Origin of the sequence: Flavobacterium piscis (genome assembly GCF_031457575.1) — a bacterium.
Classification (GTDB): Bacteria; Bacteroidota; Bacteroidia; order Flavobacteriales; family Flavobacteriaceae; genus Flavobacterium; species Flavobacterium piscis_A.
In genome coordinates this window covers 121,453-139,130 of the sequence record NZ_JAVDWQ010000002.1, presented here as the reverse complement: position 1 = coordinate 139,130, position 17,678 = coordinate 121,453, and the positions used below count along the sequence as shown (strand labels likewise).

The 17,678-nt window shown below is 40.0% G+C and carries 19 protein-coding genes; 13 read left to right on the top strand and 6 right to left on the bottom strand.

The window, feature by feature from the left end:
* Window positions 1-14: 14 nt before the first annotated feature.
* The 6 genes from J2W48_RS03620 to mobA form a co-directional block, all read right to left on the bottom strand.
* Window positions 15-752 carry a methyltransferase domain-containing protein gene (locus tag J2W48_RS03620; protein ID WP_310278222.1) on the bottom strand — a complete coding sequence of 246 codons (738 nt, stop codon included), beginning with the start codon at window positions 750-752 and terminating at the stop codon, window positions 15-17.
* Window positions 753-913: 161 nt separating this feature from the next.
* The gene (locus J2W48_RS03615; protein ID WP_310278219.1) at window positions 914-1,705 is read right to left on the bottom strand and encodes a phospholipase D-like domain-containing protein; all 792 of its coding nucleotides are present in this window, start codon (window positions 1,703-1,705) and stop codon (window positions 914-916) included.
* Window positions 1,706-1,851: 146 nt separating this feature from the next.
* Window positions 1,852-2,502 carry a hypothetical protein gene (locus J2W48_RS03610; RefSeq protein ID WP_310278216.1) on the bottom strand — a complete coding sequence of 217 codons (651 nt, stop codon included), beginning with the start codon at window positions 2,500-2,502 and terminating at the stop codon, window positions 1,852-1,854.
* Window positions 2,503-2,701: 199 nt separating this feature from the next.
* Window positions 2,702-4,720, bottom strand: coding sequence for a conjugal transfer protein MobC (gene mobC / locus J2W48_RS03605; RefSeq protein ID WP_310278213.1), 2,019 nt, complete (start codon window positions 4,718-4,720; stop codon window positions 2,702-2,704).
* A gap of 101 nt (window positions 4,721-4,821) precedes the next feature.
* Window positions 4,822-6,111 carry a conjugal transfer protein MobB gene (gene mobB / locus J2W48_RS03600; protein WP_310278210.1) on the bottom strand — a complete coding sequence of 430 codons (1,290 nt, stop codon included), beginning with the start codon at window positions 6,109-6,111 and terminating at the stop codon, window positions 4,822-4,824.
* A gap of 2 nt (window positions 6,112-6,113) precedes the next feature.
* Window positions 6,114-6,551, bottom strand: coding sequence for a conjugal transfer protein MobA (gene mobA / locus J2W48_RS03595; RefSeq protein ID WP_310278205.1), 438 nt, complete (start codon window positions 6,549-6,551; stop codon window positions 6,114-6,116).
* A 698-nt stretch (window positions 6,552-7,249) separates the two neighbouring features.
* On the opposite strand from mobA, the gene J2W48_RS03590 reads away from it, so the two are divergent.
* The 13 genes from J2W48_RS03590 (at window position 7,250) to traM (ending at window position 17,657) form a co-directional block, all read left to right on the top strand.
* Complete coding sequence (locus J2W48_RS03590; protein ID WP_310278202.1) at window positions 7,250-8,017, top strand: ParA family protein; 768 nt, start codon at window positions 7,250-7,252, stop codon at window positions 8,015-8,017.
* Window positions 8,018-8,027: 10 nt separating this feature from the next.
* Complete coding sequence (locus J2W48_RS03585) at window positions 8,028-8,432, top strand: DUF3408 domain-containing protein (RefSeq protein WP_310278199.1); 405 nt, start codon at window positions 8,028-8,030, stop codon at window positions 8,430-8,432.
* A 3-nt stretch (window positions 8,433-8,435) separates the two neighbouring features.
* Window positions 8,436-9,071, top strand: a complete 636-nt coding sequence (locus J2W48_RS03580) for a conjugal transfer protein TraD (RefSeq protein WP_310278196.1) — start codon at window positions 8,436-8,438, stop codon at window positions 9,069-9,071.
* 46 nt (window positions 9,072-9,117) lie between these two features.
* Window positions 9,118-9,939 (top strand): hypothetical protein, encoded by an 822-nt coding sequence (locus tag J2W48_RS03575; protein WP_310278194.1) that lies wholly within the window; start codon window positions 9,118-9,120, stop codon window positions 9,937-9,939.
* Window positions 9,940-10,136: 197 nt separating this feature from the next.
* Window positions 10,137-10,442 (top strand): DUF4134 domain-containing protein, encoded by a 306-nt coding sequence (locus J2W48_RS03570; protein WP_310278190.1) that lies wholly within the window; start codon window positions 10,137-10,139, stop codon window positions 10,440-10,442.
* A gap of 12 nt (window positions 10,443-10,454) precedes the next feature.
* The gene (locus J2W48_RS03565; RefSeq protein ID WP_272092593.1) at window positions 10,455-10,787 is read left to right on the top strand and encodes a DUF4133 domain-containing protein; all 333 of its coding nucleotides are present in this window, start codon (window positions 10,455-10,457) and stop codon (window positions 10,785-10,787) included.
* Window positions 10,784-13,285 (top strand): TraG family conjugative transposon ATPase, encoded by a 2,502-nt coding sequence (locus J2W48_RS03560; protein ID WP_310278186.1) that lies wholly within the window; start codon window positions 10,784-10,786, stop codon window positions 13,283-13,285. Before J2W48_RS03565 ends, J2W48_RS03560 begins: the two co-directional genes overlap by 4 nt.
* Before the next feature lie 32 nt (window positions 13,286-13,317).
* The gene (locus J2W48_RS03555) at window positions 13,318-13,950 is read left to right on the top strand and encodes a DUF4141 domain-containing protein (protein ID WP_277011883.1); all 633 of its coding nucleotides are present in this window, start codon (window positions 13,318-13,320) and stop codon (window positions 13,948-13,950) included.
* Between the two features lie 3 nt (window positions 13,951-13,953).
* Window positions 13,954-14,949 (top strand): conjugative transposon protein TraJ, encoded by a 996-nt coding sequence (gene traJ / locus J2W48_RS03550; RefSeq protein ID WP_109746246.1) that lies wholly within the window; start codon window positions 13,954-13,956, stop codon window positions 14,947-14,949.
* A gap of 21 nt (window positions 14,950-14,970) precedes the next feature.
* On the top strand, window positions 14,971-15,594 hold the full coding sequence (gene traK, locus J2W48_RS03545; RefSeq protein WP_310278179.1) for a conjugative transposon protein TraK: 624 nt from the start codon (window positions 14,971-14,973) through the stop codon (window positions 15,592-15,594).
* Window positions 15,595-15,645: 51 nt separating this feature from the next.
* Entirely contained in the window at window positions 15,646-16,044 is a 399-nt protein-coding gene (locus J2W48_RS03540) for a hypothetical protein (RefSeq protein ID WP_310278176.1), read from the top strand.
* 19 nt (window positions 16,045-16,063) lie between these two features.
* Window positions 16,064-16,348 carry a nitrogen regulatory IIA protein gene (locus J2W48_RS03535; RefSeq protein WP_310278173.1) on the top strand — a complete coding sequence of 95 codons (285 nt, stop codon included), beginning with the start codon at window positions 16,064-16,066 and terminating at the stop codon, window positions 16,346-16,348.
* A complete protein-coding gene (gene traM / locus J2W48_RS03530; RefSeq protein ID WP_310278170.1) occupies window positions 16,335-17,657 on the top strand; it encodes a conjugative transposon protein TraM in 1,323 nt (440 codons plus the stop codon). The genes J2W48_RS03535 and traM overlap by 14 nt, the downstream gene beginning before the upstream one ends.
* Window positions 17,658-17,678 lie beyond the last annotated feature (21 nt).

Genomic DNA, 17,678 nt, shown 5'->3' with positions numbered 1-17,678 from the left:
CTTGCTGCAGGCAGCTATTTTCGCCTGTAAATACATTCTAAATAACCAACGTTTAATTCTTGACTAATTTCATCAAGATGTTCCTGCCTTTCCTGTGGATCGAAAATTTGATATTCATCTAATACATTTACTGTCCATTTTATCTCCATATCTCTTGTAAACTTAGATCTAATATTCTGAACTGTACTGGATAGAATCATTCTCTCGAAATACTGTTCATCAAAAAGTTCTGTCAATTCACTTTCTGTGAAAAAATGTTTAAAATACTCGTGCAATTGCGGATCTGGGGAAACACTGTAAGAATGTGATTTCGAATGAACTCTGACATAAATTAAAGAACCTTTTTGTGTTCTTGAAATAATCTGAGAAATGATTTTCTTACATTCATTTATTGAAAAAAAATGTAAAAAATCAGATGCAATTACTAATGAAAATATTTCTTGTGGGATTTCTTTCTCTGGAATTGTAATATTCAATAAATGTAATTTTCCAGCTTCTTTTCCAGCGTATGATTCAATTCTTTTTTTTAATAAATTTAATTGTAAATCCTCATTGTCAATTGCAAATATTTCTTTTCCGGTTTTTGAAAATTCTACCAAAAAATTACTTTGTCCGCAGCCTAATTCAAGTATTGGCCCCTCAATAAATTCTTCTTCAAAATTCCTAAGTAAATTATGGCTCTTGTGAATCATTAATTCATTTGAAAAGATTTCGTTATAAAGTTTCCAATATATTCGTAAAGCTTGGTCCATAATTTAAGCGATTTGTTTATAAATGCCTACAAAGTTATACTTGCATATTTATGTTGACGAAAGTGTACAAGTTGTCTCGGCTGTGGTAAATATAGTTAAAAAATAAAATGCTCCTGACTACAAAACTGCAATGGAATATCGTAGCGTTAGTCAATGTTTAATTATTGCAATTTTGCCAGCCTTTGCTTGGCTTTTAAAAGTATTTCGTCAGTAAACAAAACCCTATATTTATCCTTTTGAATTATACTTTCAATTGTGAGATCGAGTCTGTTAATGTGAAACATCTTTATTAATCCTGAATGTAATTTTTCTGTGCCTTCTTGTATAAGACGATTTGCGGCACCAATAGCTCCGTAATCGTAAATCTGATTTAGAATAATTGACCTATTAATTTTCGCCCCGGCCTTTATTGATAAATCCACAGAAGCAATTAGTTCGTCATGCAATTCATTCTCCAATACTAAAAATGAATCTTCTTTTGTTTCTGATAAAAGTGCATCATGTGTACTCAAAATTAATTTGTCATAGTTGATAACAATTTCTTTAAGATTTCGAAAACGAATAGAAAATTGCTTTAGAAGCTGCAGATCATCACTCTGAATAACAAATTCATGATTATAATGTTCTGCAGAATATGTCCAATTATAAGAGCCCGCAATTAATTTTACCCCATCAAATATAGCAAACTTATCATGTAAAAATTTTCCACTTCGTGTTTGTAAAATAAAAACTTTCCCGCCTTTTTTAATGAAATTTTCAAAAGACAATCTTGTATTTTCAAAATGATCACTGATTATTATTTCAACTGAGCAGCCACTTTCGAGTTTGTCGCTTAATTGTCCTAAAAGATCTTTGTTAGTAAACCATGCAACAGAAACCACAATTGATTCTTTCGCCGAATAAATATTCGATTCAATATTTTTTTTGATGTTTTTGAAGAGTGCTGTTGTCATAAAGTTGTAGCTAACGTTTTGCTAGCATATTTTGTTGCGGAAACGAAGCAGAGTTGTTTAAGCTATGATAAATATAGTGAAAAAGATAAATTTTATTGCAACTGGAAAACTGCAATGGAATATGATAGCTGTTAGCGGCAGGTTTATTATTTAATTATGTCGCCGATTGGTTTAGGAAAATCAAAAAAGACAGCTGTAATAAGTAATGCACACGATAAGCAAGTTACGGCCACAATGAAGTATAATAAAATAAATCCAGCGTACTTAATATGTACTTCTTTTGATTTTGCGACTCTTGCTAAGACAAAAAGCAAAACCATAAGTCCAAGCATAATAAGTAAGCTTATTACTGGCACTTTTGCGTCTTCTGTGACAAACATTGCGACGATTGCTATTGCTGCGCCTACTCCGGCAATTCCCAAAGCATATTTGACAAATGGTACTTTAGTAATTGCCTGGTTCAAAATTTCCAGTGCAGAAGGATCTGAAGATTTTTCTTTATTTGTATCTGTTGAGTTTTCAGACATATTAGTTGGTTTAATTTCGTCCTCTTCCATGTATATATAATCGTATCCTTTTTTTGTTAAACGTAAGCATTCTGGCGTGGACTTTTCATAAATAATATATTCCTCTGTTATTAATTCATTGATTGCTTCGTAAAAAACATCTCTTTGTTTTGGAGGAAGTTTGTACTCAAGATTAATAAAAACACGCATCATTATGATATCATTATCACGAAGATTTCCCTTTCGAAATTGATCTAATACTAATTCTTTTACTTTTTGTTTGCTATCCATATTGGTCTTTTAAACTTGCTGCGTACTTGTATATATTGTTGATAAAAACTGACCAATGGAATTAATTTCATGTTGGCTTTGCTCAATAAATGTATGTGCTTATTGTAATGGTAAATATATCCTTTTTATCAATCATTGAAAAGTTTTTTTAGTATAACACGATAGCTTCGCCAGCTTATGGACTGTAGATATACTTAATTTATTTATCCCCTTTATGACTATCCTTTGGCACTAAATGCTTTAAATTGGGATCATTCTTTATACGTTCCAATTCGGTTTCGATAACCAGTACAATATCCGTTTTTATCTGCCTGTAATTGCCCTCGATTGCCTGCTTCATATTGTCTTTACCGTTTTCGTCAACAAAAGATAAGATTTCCGGTATTTTTTGATACCCTTCAGTTTCGGAAGTAACCTTTTCATTATCCACGACAATTTCAGCATGGAAGATTTTCTGCTCGATACGTTCATCAAAATTGTCCGATACAGATCCAACAAAAAAACCTTGCGTCAAGGTAGATATTTTGGAAGCTGGTATCAGACTGTCTAATTGGGTAGAGATTGAGGTAGATGTGTCGTTGCGGTTGATGCTCATACTTTGCCTTTTCTGTAATACTTTCCCGAATCGCTCAGAAAGGCTTTTGGCTGTTTCTCCGACAACCTGACCGCTAAAAATATTACCTACGGTGTTCTGAATTACCTTGCTCTCTTTGTCGCCATAATCTCTTGTCAGCTGGGAATAATCCTGAAATCCCAAACATACTGCGACCTTATTACTTCTTGCAGTTGCAATAAGGTTATCCAATCCTCTAAAGTAGATGGTGGGCAGCTCGTCTATGATAACCGAACTCTTCAATTGGCCCTTTTTGTTAATGAGTTTTACGATACGTGAATTGTACAATCCTAGTGCAGCAGAATAGATATTTTGGCGGTCGGGATTATTACCTACGCATAATATTTTAGGTTCATTAGGATTGTTGATGTCCAATGAAAAATCATCGCCCGTCATAACCCAATAGAGTTGTGGTGAAATCATTCTTGACAGAGGAATTTTTGCAGATGCAATCTGTCCCTGTAATTGGTCTTGCGCGCCTCCCTGCCACGCATCCATAAAAGGAGACAAATAGTTTTCCAAATCTGGATATGAGGTTAAAATGGTAAATACGTCTGAATATTTTTTATTCAGGAGTTCAATAGCGTGTGGGAATGTACAATACTTACCGCCGTCATAGATTTTCAGATACCATATTATGGCTGCCAAAAGGATTATCGGGCTCTCGACGAAGAAATCGCCTTGCTTCTGTATCCAAGACCTGTTGAGGTTCAGCATAATTGTATAAGCTGCTTCGTAAGCATCTGAGATATCTGTCATGAAATCGGGATTAAGGGGATTGCAACGGTGGCTCTTGCGTGGGTCGTCGAAGTTGATAACATAGAATTTGGGCTGCACTTTGTACTTATCCCGATGTTTCATTAAATGATTGTAGGCAATGGTAGAAAGATCATCAAATTTGAAATCGTAGATGTACATACTAAAACCTTTCTCAATCTGCTGTTTGATGTAATTGTTTACAATTGCATATGATTTTCCCGAACCGGGTGTACCTAAGACAATCGTTGCTCGAAAAGGATTGACTATATTAATCCAGCCATTGTTCCATTTTCCTTTGTAATAAAACTTCGTGGGAAGGTTTACCGAATATTCGTTTTCCATCAATGTAGTTTCCTGCATAAAACTTTCGTTCTCGTTGTTGAAAACATCGTCCATGAGATTGTTACGAAGCAATCGGCTCATCCAGACTCCCGCTACCATTAAAGCAATATATCCTAAACCAGTGGTAAGGATATAAAGTATTGTGGCGGTAGTTACTGATAGCTTTAATAAAGGTGTATTCAGAAAAAAAAATGCAAACCCAATCGCCAAAGCAGTATAAATTTTGGTCCAGGTTATCTTCTGGTGTTTAACTCCCTTTGAACCCAAACAGCTTAGTGCCAATAATACCAGGGCAAATACTTTGGTATATAAAGTATGCGAAAACAATCCCGCGGTACGCTGAAAATTACCTAATATTTTGTTGATTACTTCTAAAGTCCAGCCGCGACCTATAAAGTAACCGTAGCAAAACCAATAAAGGTGCATCAGTACCAAAAGGATACTTACTGCCCGCATAAAAGCCATAATTTTGGCAAGTCCTCTTAAATCATCTTCTCCCTGCATTATTTTAATTTTTAATGTTCGGGCGTGAATTTAAAAGCTGTGCAGCTCGGCTATAAGAATGTGGAAGTCAATGGCTGGGCGGGGCAGTGTTTGGCAGAATGCTATTTCTGACCTCTTTGGCGGTTTCTTTTTTTCTTCATTCTGTTGGCAAAATCCTGTTCCTGATAATCTTCGCCGTTGGCTTCTGGCAATAAGCCGCCTAATGCTTCAATTAAACCGTCTTCGTGTTTTTCAGCAGTACTCAGGAAGTCGAACAAATGATGGGGTTCCTCAGCAGGAAGATCTACATCATTTACTGTGGATATTTTCGATTGTAGTTCGACTGGCTCTTTAATCTCAGGTGCGATATTATTGTTCCAGTAATTATTAAAGGTATTGGCAGAAAGCTCTTTTCCTAATCGTGAACCGTTCCACACTGTTTTAGAATTATGGTCTATAAAGGTTATTCCGTAAATACGTCCTGTATCATTTCTGCGTACTACTACGTTAATTCCCTGTTCGCCTAACTGTTTTTTAAAAGCCAGCTCATTACTTGTTGATTGTAAAGCAATGGTAACTGCAGCTGTAATGGTTGGCTTTGCCGGGTGGTCTTTTAAAGTTTCTTTGGATTTCGCGTAGTGCAATTCCAAAGTCGACAGTCCGGCACTCTTTCCGAATAAAGAAGCCTTGAACGGATGTCCCGCTCTTTCGCCTTTTTCATTTAAAGGAATGTACAGTAAACCCTGTCGCATCTCTCCTTGTAATTCCCCTCCAACTTTTTCGGTGGTAACGTTAAAGAGGGAAAGCAAGGCATTGCATTCTCCCAAAGTTTGGTATTTATAATAATTCGGCAGGTGACGTACTATTGAAGCTATCTGACTTTTTACATCACCTTCCCGATAATCTACAGGACGGAAAACCTTGTCGCTCTGTTTATGCTCTCTATCTGTTGCGAGTATCAATCCATATTTCCTTTCCAGCTCACGGCACACATTCATAGAACGCATTTTCTCGAACTTGTCCGAAATCTTTTTGCCCTGTTCATCCACGCAAACCGATACAATATGAATATGGCTTCGGTCAATATCAGTATGTTTGAACACCACATAAGGCTGTTGTCCGTAACCCATCTCCTGCATATATGCTTCTGCCATCTCCTTGTACCTGTCATCACTTACCTTATCTTTCGGATCGGGATTGAGCGAAATATGCAACGTATGTTTCTCCGTATTGCGGTTGGCAATGAGATAAGGTGAAAAAGACTGGGCTAACTTTGCGACGGAATAGTGACCGCTCGCGGTTTCAATCATCTTATTGCCAAACAAAATCTGCCCGTTTTCATTCTCCACTTTGAGCTGATTGTACGCTAATGCTCCGTATAAATTTCCGCTTCTTCCTATTTTTGCTATCATTTCTAAGGCTTTTTTTTGAGGTATTTTGCTTCAAATTCTTCGGTTATCTGAATGATTTTTTGGCATAGTACCGCCATTTCAGCGGTCTGTTTTTCCAATTTATAGAGAAAAGCTGCCGCCTTTTTCTCGGAAAAATGACGATACAACACCTTTACAATCTGGTTATAATTCACGCCTACCGAACGAAATTGGCTGTGAAAAGAAGTCAATCGCATATAAAAATCAACTGTCCCTTTGTCAATTTTAACCGATCTCATCTCCTTGCTGAAAAGCAGCGAAATGATAAATTTTGCTTTATTGGGCATTCCCGAAGCTTCAAAAAGCGATAAAAGTTTGGCGTTTTCTTCATCCGTCAGACGAAATACGTGGCGGTGGATACTGGGGTCGTCTTTTGGCGTGCGCCCCCCCTTATTGCGTTTGTTGTCATTGTTTTCGTCCATAACCTGTCCATTTTAATTCTTATACAAAACCCTGACTTCGGAAGGTTTTTTTCAGTCCCCGGCAGGGCAAGTTGTTTTGGGGCACTAACTCGGTTTAGAGTGCCTCAAAACACAACTTGCCGTGTTCGGGTGAACACAAAAATCCGCCCTTCGGGACGGATTAAATATAACAGGGAAAAACGGCTCAAGGCCGCTCTGTTTAGTTTCCATTCTGTCAGGGTGCTTCGCATAAATCTGTTAATAAATATCATTTTGCAAAGTAAAGACCTGTCTGTAAGAATATTGTAATGTAATCACCAGTCAAACTCTGCCTTTGAGTGCCAAACACTGCCACACAACAATAAGAAGCTAATTCAATCGCTTTATTTGCTTTATGGTTTTAATGCAGGTTATAAAAATTGTGTACAGGTAAACAAGAAAGAAGTATTTGGACACAGGTATTTTGGAATAAAAGTATAAGGTTTTAAAAGCGTAAAACTTTAAAAATGTAAAAGCATAAAAGTGGTAAAGCAGTTTACCGATTGCAACGGTTACCATTTGCTAAAAATTATAACTCACCAAGTTGTAATGAAAGCAAACAACAATCAAGGAAATTTTCAAAAGGGGAATACAGGCATACGGAAAGTAGGTACTATTCAAATACACCAATATTCAAACCTGCCAAACAAATAAAATGTGTAACAATAAATATTTAAAAAATGGAAACAAAAATGAAAACCTTAAAAATCAGTTTTTCAACGCCTAAGGGCGGTGTTGGAAAATCTACGATGACTGCACTACTTTCAAGTGTATTGCATTATCGTTTAGGATTTAATGTACTTGTAATGGATTGTGATTTTCCACAACACAGTTTAGCAAATATGAGAGAAAGAGATTTAAAAACGATTATGCAGAATCCCTACCATAAAAGAGCTGCAATGAAGTTGTATCAAAGTATCAATAAAAAGGCATATCCGATTATCAGTTGTAAAGCGGAGGATGCCTTATCACAGGCTTTTGAATACGTAAATGAATCTGCAATAGAGCCTGATATAATTTTTTTTGACCTTCCCGGTACAGCCAATACAAAAGGTGTGCTTACTACCTTAAGAAGAATGGATTTTATTTTTTCTCCAATCAGTGCTGACCGTCTGGTTATGGAAAGTACGTTAAGCTTTACTAAGGCATTCCTTGGTTTACCCGAAACAGATCAGAGTAATAAGGATCAACAAATGTGGATGTTTTGGAACCAGGTAGACGGTCGGGAAAAGACAGGAATATATGAAGCTTACCAAAGTGTTATTAACGAGCTTGATTTATTTGTAATGACCTCAAAAATAATGGATAGTAAACGTTTCAGGAAAGAAACGGATGATACACTCAACAGTGTATTTCGGTCAAGCTTGCTACCTGCCGAACCACAGCTTATGAAAGCAACTAGAATAGATTTGTTTGTCGAGGAGTTTTTAAAAATTGTTAATCTCTAAACACTTAAGGATGTCTATAGATAAAAGAAGAAAAGACTTTGATAAACCTGCTGTTGATGAAGAGTTAATCATGAACATCATGAGTGGTAATAAGTCTTCTACTGTACCCGAAGCTAATCAGCAACAAGAAATACAGAAGGAACCAAAACCAAAAGAAAAAGCCCGCACCGCTTTTTCAAAGAAGCTGAATTATGAGGAGATATTTCTGGTCAATCGGTTTCCTTCAGGCCGTAACGGAAAGGTTGTTTACATACGTCCCGAATACCACGAAAGGTTAATCCGCATTGTGCAATTAACAAGGGAAGAAAAGACAACACTGTACTCATATATTGACAACATCCTTGAACATCACTTTAAGGAGTTTGGGGATGATATTACTGATTATTTCAACGAACGTTTTAAACCCATTTTATAAGCTATGGAAAATGTAATTGTGATATGCCTGCTGATAGTCATTGTTCTGCTTTTGCAGGACAAGATTGTCATTAAGAAAAGATCGGGGCAACAGCAGCCGAAACAGGAAAAAGTTAACCCAAACCTGCCGGATATTATGGGGCAGCCCAAGCCTGTAAGAAGCCTTTCAGTTCCAAACAATGCCAGTGAGAGCCAAATTGAGGAAACAGAGATAAATCCCTATAATTTAGACATTGAATACGACAAAAATGAAAACGTAGGTATTCAAATTCCGCAGGAAGAGCTGGACGAAGTTTTCAGTAATATGCCTGATTTTGAAGAGGAAGAAGAAGAATGGAACAGGTACGGAATATCCGCAGGTGATGACAGTCTTGCCCAAGGGGTTACCTATGATGAATTAAGCTCCGTAGGGGTGTTACTCCAAAAAGAAAAATTGGAGCAAGCCCAAAAAGAAACGGCAATTGCAATAGTTCAAAAATTACAGGGTACTGAATTATTCAGCCTGCTGGAAAATTCCATAGAGGGTGCTTCAAGAAAAATAGCCATGCTGTTGGACAGCAGTCTCTCTGAAGTTGATTCCGGTTCTTCCACTTTGCGGAAAAATGATTTGGGTGATTTTGATATTGGGGAGTTTGTTTGAAAGGGCAATACTCCCCTTTATTGTTTAATAAAAAACACATAATATCATGGAAAGAGAACTGCCAGTCATAAATATTGAAGGTACCGACTTTATAGTAGATGTTTCCAAACTTGAACTCAGGGAAAAGGCTGACCCGACAAATACCATTGCATTTGAAGATATGCGAGATTTAGGCGATGGCTATACTTTTGACTACAGCCTGAAAAATAAAAATCTTCCGGATATGTTTGACCGTGACTGTATAACAGTTAAGATTTCTGAATTTGTGGTACTTGATCCGGAAGGAATGGCTGCCCGATATAATTATCCACTAGAAGAGATAAAGGGCAAATCTGATTTTAACCTGATGATCGATCAGGAAGCTTATAATATGCGGGTAAACAAAGGAATACTTCCAACTGTGGATATCGCAAAGCATACTTTCTATGTTGATATCCGAATGGATATGCTCCGACCAAAAGATGATTTCCTTTCTAAAGGTATTGTGCTCTCGGATATCGAAAACTACTACGACGAAGACAAAAGAACCTATACCATACCTTATAATCCTAACACCCACGAATTCCAGGAGCCCGACTATCAGAATATCAAGGAGCTTCCCAAAGATTTAATAGCAGTGCAGTTTCCCTCTGAAAGATTGCTTGACAGAATTGGATGGAACAGGCAACACGGATTTGAACTTACGCAAGGACTTGCAAAGCACGGTTTGAAATTAAAGTTTACGGCGAAGCCTATTCCATGGAAAAAAACCTTTCTTCCTGATTTGATTGAAAGCAACCTCAAAACCGAAAAGAACCACCAAAAAGCCAACGAAAAACAGCTGCTTGCACAACCGGATATAAGCAAACCTAAAGGACAAAAAATGTAAGTCGGAACTCCGAGAACAGAACGCCAGACAGTAAAGAAGTCTGGCGTTTTTTTATGCTTAAACATCTACAATAATGCCAAAGTTAGCCAAGTAATTCCACTGACTGCCATATTGTTATGACGCCTTGATTTCTATAACATCTTTGTACTGAACGCCCGCAAAGTGTGGGAAATCAGAAAAAATTAAAGTTTTTAATCATGGAAAAACAAACAAACAAAATCCTGTTGGCAGCAGTGGCAATGCTGACAGGTTTCGGTGCGCTGGCACAGGGAAATGGTACGGCGGGTATCAATGAAGCCACGCAGATGGTAACCTCGTATTTCGATCCCGCCACGCAGCTTATTTATGCCATCGGAGCCGTGGTAGGCCTTATCGGAGGTGTAAAGGTATATAACAAATTCAGCAGCGGCGATCCCGATACAAGCAAAACCGCAGCAAGCTGGTTCGGTGCCTGTATCTTCCTCATAGTAGCTGCAACCATCCTGCGCTCATTCTTCCTTTAATCCCACAGTCTTATGAGTAATTATAACATCAACAAGGGCATTGGGAGAACCGTAGAGTTTAAGGGGCTGAAAGCACAATACCTTTTCATTTTTGCCGGCGGACTGCTCGGAACTCTTATCCTGGTCATGATACTATACATGGCGGGAGTTAACTCCTTCATCTGCCTGTTTCTTGGAGCCGGCGGTGCCTCTCTTATTGTATGGCAGACTTTCTCCCTGAATAAAAAATACGGTGAGCACGGACTCATGAAGGTGGGTGCAAAGAAAAGGCATCCCCGCTACATCATCTGCCGCAAGCCTGTACACTGCTATCTGAGGTTTACCCCTAAATCCAATGCCGTATGAGAAATTCAGCAAAGACCACAACATTGGAAAGCAGGTTTCCATTACTGGCGGTAGAGAATAACTGCATCCTGTCAAAGGACGCGGACATTACCGCCTGCTTTGAAGTGCGTTTACCTGAACTTTTTACAGTTGCATCTGCGGAATATGAAGCTATTCATTCTGCCTGGCACAAGGCTATCAAGACTTTGCCTGATTTTACGGTAATCCACAAACAAGATTGGTATATCAAGGAAAACTACGCCCCTGATTTGGCAAAGGATGACCAGAGCTTTCTGGCTAAATCCTACCAGCGTCATTTTAATGAGCGTCCATTCCTGAACCATTACTGTTACCTTTTCCTGACCAAGACCACTAAGGAAAGGATGCGAATGCAGAGCAATTTCTCTTCGCTATGCAAAGGTTCACTCATACCAAAGGAAATCAGGGACAAGGAAGCGATCCATCGTTTTATGGAAGCCGTCGGACAGTTTGAGCGTATCATTAACGACAGCGGACTTATCAAGCTGAATCGCCTGAGCGAAGAAGACATCGTTGGTACAGATGAAAAGCAGGGATTACTGGAACAATACCTAACGCTTTCCAGAGAAGCAGAGACACCGATGCAGGATATTGTATTGGGCGCTGAAGAGGTTCGTATCGGAAACAAAAGGCTGTGCCTGCATACCTTGTCCGATACGGATGACCTGCCCGGAAACGTTTCGGCAGATACACGTTATGAAAAACTTTCTACAGACCGAAGCGATTGCCGACTTTCATTTGCTGCACCCGTTGGACTGCTTCTGAGCTGCAATCATATTTACAACCAATACCTGTTTTTGGATAACAGCGAAGAGAACCTTCAGAAGTTTGAAAAATCAGCGAGAAATATGCACTCTTTGGCTCGTTACAGCCGTGCCAACCAGATCAACAAAGAGTGGATAGAAAAATACCTGAACGAAGCACATTCATTCGGTCTTTCTTCCATCAGGGCGCACTTCAACATTATGGCATGGTCGGATGATCAGGGGGAACTTAAACAGCTAAAAAATGATAGCGGGAGTGCACTGGCGCTAATGGAATGCAAGCCACGACATAATACCACCGATGTGGCCACGCTGTATTGGGCTGGAATGCCTGGAAATGCAGGTGATTTTCCAAGCGAGGAAAGTTTTTACACCTTCATTGAACCTGCTTTGTGCTTCTTCACGGAAGAAACGAATTACCACAATTCGGCATCGCCGTTCGGTATCAAGATGGCAGACAGGCTCACAGGCAAACCGATCCATCTGGATATTTCTGATTTGCCGATGAAGCGTGGCATTATCACCAACCGAAACAAATTTATTTTGGGTCCGTCAGGAAGTGGCAAGTCTTTTTTCACTAACCATATGGTAAGGCAATATTACGAGCAGGGCGCACACGTACTGCTGGTCGATACCGGTAATTCCTATCAGGGATTATGTGAGCTAATAAAAGGCAAAACCAAAGGCGAAGATGGGGTATATTTTACCTATACAGAGGACAATCCCATTGCCTTTAACCCTTTCTATACAGATGATGGCGTATTTGACATTGAAAAAAGGGAAAGTGTCAAAACGCTCATTCTTACCCTTTGGAAACGGGATGATGAGCCGCCCACAAGATCTGAAGAAGTGGCTCTGTCCAATGCTGTCAGCGGTTATATCGAACGCATTAAGCATGATGAGGTCTATCCGTCTTTCAATGGCTTTTATGAATATGTTCAGGGCGATTACCGCCGGGTACTTCAGGAAAAACAGGTAAGGGAAAAAGATTTTGATATTGCCAATTTCCTCAATGTACTGGAACCTTATTACGAAGGCGGAGAGTACGATTACCTACTCAATTCCGATAAGCAGTTAGACCTGCTTTCCAAGCGATTCATCGTTTTTGAGATTGATGCCATTAAAGACCACAAAATTCTTTTTCCCATCGTGACCATCATCATTATGGAGGTCTTTATAAATAAGATGAGAAGGCTCAAAGGTATCCGCAAGCTCATCCTCATTGAAGAGGCCTGGAAAGCCATTGCCAAGGAAGGAATGGCGGAATACATAAAGTATCTTTTTAAGACGGTTAGAAAATTCTTTGGCGAGGCAATAGTCGTTACGCAGGAAGTGGATGATATCATCCAGTCACCTATCGTCAAGGAAAGTATTATCAACAATTCCGACTGCAAAATCCTGCTGGACCAGCGCAAGTACATGAACAAGTTCGATGACATTCAGGCGATGCTCGGTCTAACCGATAAGGAAAAAGCACAGGTACTTTCTATCAATATGAATAATGATGCTTCGCGCCTTTACAAGGAAGTATGGATAGGTCTCGGTGGTACTGATTCAGCAGTATATGCTACAGAAGTGAGCCTTGAGGAGTACCTCGCCTATACCACTGAAGAAACAGAAAAAATGGAAGTGATGCAGCTCGCATCAGAATTGGACGGCAATGTGGAACTCGCCATTAAGCATATTGCTATGCAGAGACGCGAGAAAGCAAATTAGTAATAATAATTAACAATTTAAATTTAAGAAAAATGAAAAAACTAATGTTCATGGTGTATGCCGCAATTATGCTTGCCGCAGCGCCCTCGGTAAAAGCCCAATGGGTGGTTACAGATCCTACGAACCTGGCTTCAGGTATCCTCAACAGCGCTAATGAAATCGTACAGACTTCATCTACGGTATCCAATGTTGTTAAAAATTTCAAGGAGGTGGAGAAAGTGTACAACCAGGGAAAAGAGTATTACGACAAACTAAAAGCCGTAAGCAACCTTGTGAAAGATGCCCGTAAAGTGCAGCAGACCGTGCTTTTGGTTGGCGACGTATCGGAGATGTATGTTACCAACTTCGGCAAGATGATGAACGATCCCAATTTTACACCGCAGGAACTTGCGGCTATTGGAAACGGTTATTCAGCACTGCTCAATGAGAGTACCGAACTTCTGAAGGAACTCAAGCAGATAGTAACTGCATCGAATCTTTCTCTAAATGACAAAGAGCGCATGGACGTTATCGACCGCGTTTATAAAGAAGTCAAAGAGTATCACAGTCTTGTTCGCTACTATACCAGCAAGAATATTTCTGTCAGCTACCTGAGAGCAAAAAAGAAAAATGACGCTAAGCGTGTACTTGAACTCTATGGGACCTCCAACCAAAAATACTGGTAAAGGATGGAATGGAATAATCTTCACGAAGTCCTGCGTTCGCTCTACGATGACATGATGCCGCTTGCAGGTGATATGGCAGCAGTAGCTAAAGGTCTGGCCGGACTGGGTGCGCTGTTCTATGTAGCATTAAAGGTATGGCAGGCGTTAAGCCGTGCCGAACCTATTGATATGTTTCCACTCCTGCGGCCTTTTGCCTTAGGATTGTGTATCATGTTTTTTCCCACGATCGTCCTTGGAACCGTAAATGCGGTACTAAGCCCTATAGTTACAGGAACACATGCTATACTCGAAGACCAGGTGCTTGACCTAAACAAACTACAGCAGCAAAAAGATCAATTGGAATACGAAGCAATGGTAAGAAATCCCGAAACTGCCTATATGGTTTCGGATGAAGAGTTCGACAAGAAGCTTGATGAACTCGGCTGGTCACCTTCAGACATTGGGACAATGGCAGGAATGTACATGGACCGTCAGGAGTATAAGATTGAGAAAGCAATGAAAGAATGGTTCCGTAATCTTTTGGAAGTACTGTTTCAGGCGGCAGCATTGGTGATCGATACCATCAGGACATTTTTTCTTATCGTCCTGTCTATACTTGGCCCGATTGCCTTCGCTATTTCCGTGTGGGACGGTTTTCAGTCTACGCTTAATCAGTGGTTCACACGATATATAAGTGTCTACCTCTGGCTTCCTGTAGCCGACCTCTTTAGCTCAATGCTCGCGAGGATTCAGTCCCTAATACTGGAACGTGACATTGAAATGCTGTCTGATCCGACATTTATTCCCGACACTTCAAATACCGTGTATATCATATTTATGATTATAGGAATTGTGGGTTACTTCACAATTCCAACAGTAACAGGCTGGATTATCCAGGCCGGCGGAGCCGGGAACTTTACCCGCAATGTCAACCAGACAGCGATGAAAGCAGGAAATGTTACCGGAGCGGGAGCCGGTTCAGCAGCAGGAAATATTGGTGGCAGGCTGATGAGCAAATAAAACAACTAATTATTTAAGAAAATGGAATTTAAAACGCTAAGAAATATCGAAAACAGTTTCAGGCAGATAAGATTGTATGCTATAGTTTTTGCCGTGCTCTGCACAGGCGTTGCAGGATATGCCGTATGGAGATCTTACAGTTTTGCTGAACAGCAGAGACAAAAAATATATGTGCTGGACAATGGCAAATCACTCATGCTGGCACTCGCTCAGGATGCGTCTATAAATCGTCCCGTAGAAGCAAGGGAACACGTAAGGCGCTTCCACGAACTGTTCTTTACGCTCGCTCCAGATAAAAACGCTATTGAGAGCAACATGAAAAGGGCATTTAATCTTGCCGATAAAAGCGCCTTTGATTATTACAAAGACCTCTCGGAAAAAGGATATTACAACCGTATCATATCGGGCAATGTGCAGCAGCGAATTGAAATAGATAGTGTGGCCTGCAATTTCGAGAATTATCCGTATGCCGTCCGCACCTATGCCAAACAGTTTATCATCCGTTCGAGCAATGTGACAAAACGTAACCTTGTTACGTCCAGTTTCCTTGTTAACTCCGTCCGTTCGGACAATAACCCGCAGGGCTTTAATATCGAAAAATTTTCCGTGGTGGAAAATAAGGACATAGAAGTCATTGAACGCTAAGAATTAAGTGATATGAAACTTTTACTTGATTTAGACGCATTCGCAAAATCCTTGACAGATAAGGGATATGACGGTTATTTCCACACTGAGAGCTGTTGTCCAGGCAAACTAAAGGATAGCATCAGTGGATTTTTACAGACTTGGGAAAATGGTACTAATGCTCCATCATTAGCAAATTATGTGCATTTATCTACCTACCTCGAATGGAATGGCGAAGACATGCCAAAGGTTGAGTGCAATATGAGGGTAAGATACGAGAACGGGAAATTCGATTTAGGGGATACAGAAATGTATATAAAAAGAACAGACCGCTACGGGCAATTAATGAAGGAATTTAAACTGACAAACCTTACGGCAAGTTCGGTTCCGACAATAAAGGAGGCTATTGCCCAGGTGTCAGAAAAACCTAAAGAAGAGATTGCTCCGCGAAAAAAAGGGTTTCGAATGTGATATCCATAATCTTAACAGTATGAAAACAATAAGAATAAATATAGACAAGTGGTTTGACAAGCAGGATAAAAGCTGGCGGGCCTTATCCTTAGACAGACAGCGAAGATATACGCTTTGCCTTTTTTTAGTGTACCTGCTGGTTACCGTCGTGGTTATTTTAAAAGTGTGGTACGACACGGCAAAATCTGATAACAGGATGGTCATCGAGCATATTGACAACCCTGTGCGTAAAAAAGAAAGTCCTGCCTCCCAATTGGACACATTATCAACAAAAATAAAAGAAAAGATTTATGAAAGAAAATGAAAAAAGGGTCAGCGTTCTGGTTGAAGAAGCTGACCAATCCAGAGCATCCAATCTGCCCGATGATAAAAAGAGCAGCAAAGAACAGCTTAAAAAACCGGTAATATTCATACTTATGGGAATCGTTTTTCTCGGATGTATGTACCTGATATTTAAACCGTCTGCAGACAAGAAGGAAATCGAGAATATCGGGCTTAACGATGCCGTCCCACAGGCCAGCGAAGCCGGCATGCAGGCCGACAAACAGAAAGCATATGAGCAAGAAATGCTAGAGCAGAAAGACCAGGAAAAACGTAATGCACTGACCACGCTGTCCGATTACTGGAATGAGGACAGTTCATCTAAAGACAATCAGGATACACTCCCTGAGCAGGAAGATCAAAGCACGGGTTTCGGCAACAATCCGGGAAGGTCAGCTAATCCGGCACTAAACAGTTACCGAAATTCTCAAAGTGCGCTTGGCTCCTTTTATAAGGATGATAATAATGAAACGCAAGAACTCCGCAGACAGCTTGATGAGCTGAAAGAAAAGCTGGCTGATAAAGACGTTCCCAAAAGCGTGACAGTTGATGACCAGCTGGCACTCATGGAAAAGTCCTACCAGATGGCTGCAAAATATCTTCCTACAGGTGCAAGTATCGGTGAGGCGTCCTCCAACAAAGGCAGTACAGCTTCTGCCAGTACGCAGAAAGAATATTTTGTGGCATTCGCCCCTGCAGGAAAAAAAGCCGTTTCGGCTTTGTACAGAGAGCCTTCAGATAGTGCTTTTTTAGCGGATTGGAGCGCAAACAAAAACAGGAATTTTTATACTCCGGGATCTATACAGCAGATTGCACAGCCGAAAAACAGTGTGAAAGCCTGCATACAGGAAACACAAACTATTATTGGTGAAAGCGGCGTGCGCCTTCGTTTATTGGAACCTGCCCAAACCCCTAACCGCACCATCCCGAAGGGAACGCTCTTAACGGCAATCGCTAAATTTCAGGGAGGTCGTTTACAGATGAAAATTACTTCCATAGAACTCGATGGTAATATTATCCCGGTAGACATAACCATTTATGACCTTGACGGGCAGCAGGGTTTGTACGTCCCGTATTCTCCTGAAATGAATGCCCTTACTGAGATGGCAGGCAATATGAGCCAGACTTCAGGAACGAGCCTGATGCTGACCCAATCAGCAGGACAGCAGGTTGCGGCAGATTTGAGCAGAGGCGTTGTACAGGGCATTTCAGGCTATTTCTCCAAAAAAGTAAAAACGCCAAAAGTTACCCTGAAAGCGGGCTATCAGGTATTTCTTGTCTCTAAAAAATAATAATAAACTAAAATAAATTAA

What these genes read in the sequence shown, in the direction of transcription:
- J2W48_RS03615 (WP_310278219.1), bottom strand. Translation starts at nt 1,705, where the DNA reads ATGACAACAGCACTCTTCAAAAACATCAAAAAAAATATTGAATCGAAT.
- J2W48_RS03575 (WP_310278194.1), top strand. Translation starts at nt 9,118, where the DNA reads ATGGAAAGAGAACTGCCAGTCATAAATATTGAAGGTACCGACTTTATA.
- J2W48_RS03570 (WP_310278190.1), top strand. Translation starts at nt 10,137, where the DNA reads ATGGAAAAACAAACAAACAAAATCCTGTTGGCAGCAGTGGCAATGCTG.
- J2W48_RS03535 (WP_310278173.1), top strand. Translation starts at nt 16,064, where the DNA reads ATGAAAACAATAAGAATAAATATAGACAAGTGGTTTGACAAGCAGGAT.
- mobC (WP_310278213.1), bottom strand. Translation starts at nt 4,720, where the DNA reads ATGCAGGGAGAAGATGATTTAAGAGGACTTGCCAAAATTATGGCTTTT.
- J2W48_RS03555 (WP_277011883.1), top strand. Translation starts at nt 13,318, where the DNA reads ATGAAAAAACTAATGTTCATGGTGTATGCCGCAATTATGCTTGCCGCA.
- mobA (WP_310278205.1), bottom strand. Translation starts at nt 6,551, where the DNA reads ATGGACGAAAACAATGACAACAAACGCAATAAGGGGGGGCGCACGCCA.
- traK (WP_310278179.1), top strand. Translation starts at nt 14,971, where the DNA reads ATGGAATTTAAAACGCTAAGAAATATCGAAAACAGTTTCAGGCAGATA.
- traM (WP_310278170.1), top strand. Translation starts at nt 16,335, where the DNA reads ATGAAAGAAAATGAAAAAAGGGTCAGCGTTCTGGTTGAAGAAGCTGAC.
- mobB (WP_310278210.1), bottom strand. Translation starts at nt 6,111, where the DNA reads ATGATAGCAAAAATAGGAAGAAGCGGAAATTTATACGGAGCATTAGCG.
- J2W48_RS03565 (WP_272092593.1), top strand. Translation starts at nt 10,455, where the DNA reads ATGAGTAATTATAACATCAACAAGGGCATTGGGAGAACCGTAGAGTTT.
- J2W48_RS03610 (WP_310278216.1), bottom strand. Translation starts at nt 2,502, where the DNA reads ATGGATAGCAAACAAAAAGTAAAAGAATTAGTATTAGATCAATTTCGA.
- J2W48_RS03585 (WP_310278199.1), top strand. Translation starts at nt 8,028, where the DNA reads ATGTCTATAGATAAAAGAAGAAAAGACTTTGATAAACCTGCTGTTGAT.
- J2W48_RS03560 (WP_310278186.1), top strand. Translation starts at nt 10,784, where the DNA reads ATGAGAAATTCAGCAAAGACCACAACATTGGAAAGCAGGTTTCCATTA.
- J2W48_RS03580 (WP_310278196.1), top strand. Translation starts at nt 8,436, where the DNA reads ATGGAAAATGTAATTGTGATATGCCTGCTGATAGTCATTGTTCTGCTT.
- J2W48_RS03620 (WP_310278222.1), bottom strand. Translation starts at nt 752, where the DNA reads ATGGACCAAGCTTTACGAATATATTGGAAACTTTATAACGAAATCTTT.
- J2W48_RS03590 (WP_310278202.1), top strand. Translation starts at nt 7,250, where the DNA reads ATGGAAACAAAAATGAAAACCTTAAAAATCAGTTTTTCAACGCCTAAG.
- traJ (WP_109746246.1), top strand. Translation starts at nt 13,954, where the DNA reads ATGGAATGGAATAATCTTCACGAAGTCCTGCGTTCGCTCTACGATGAC.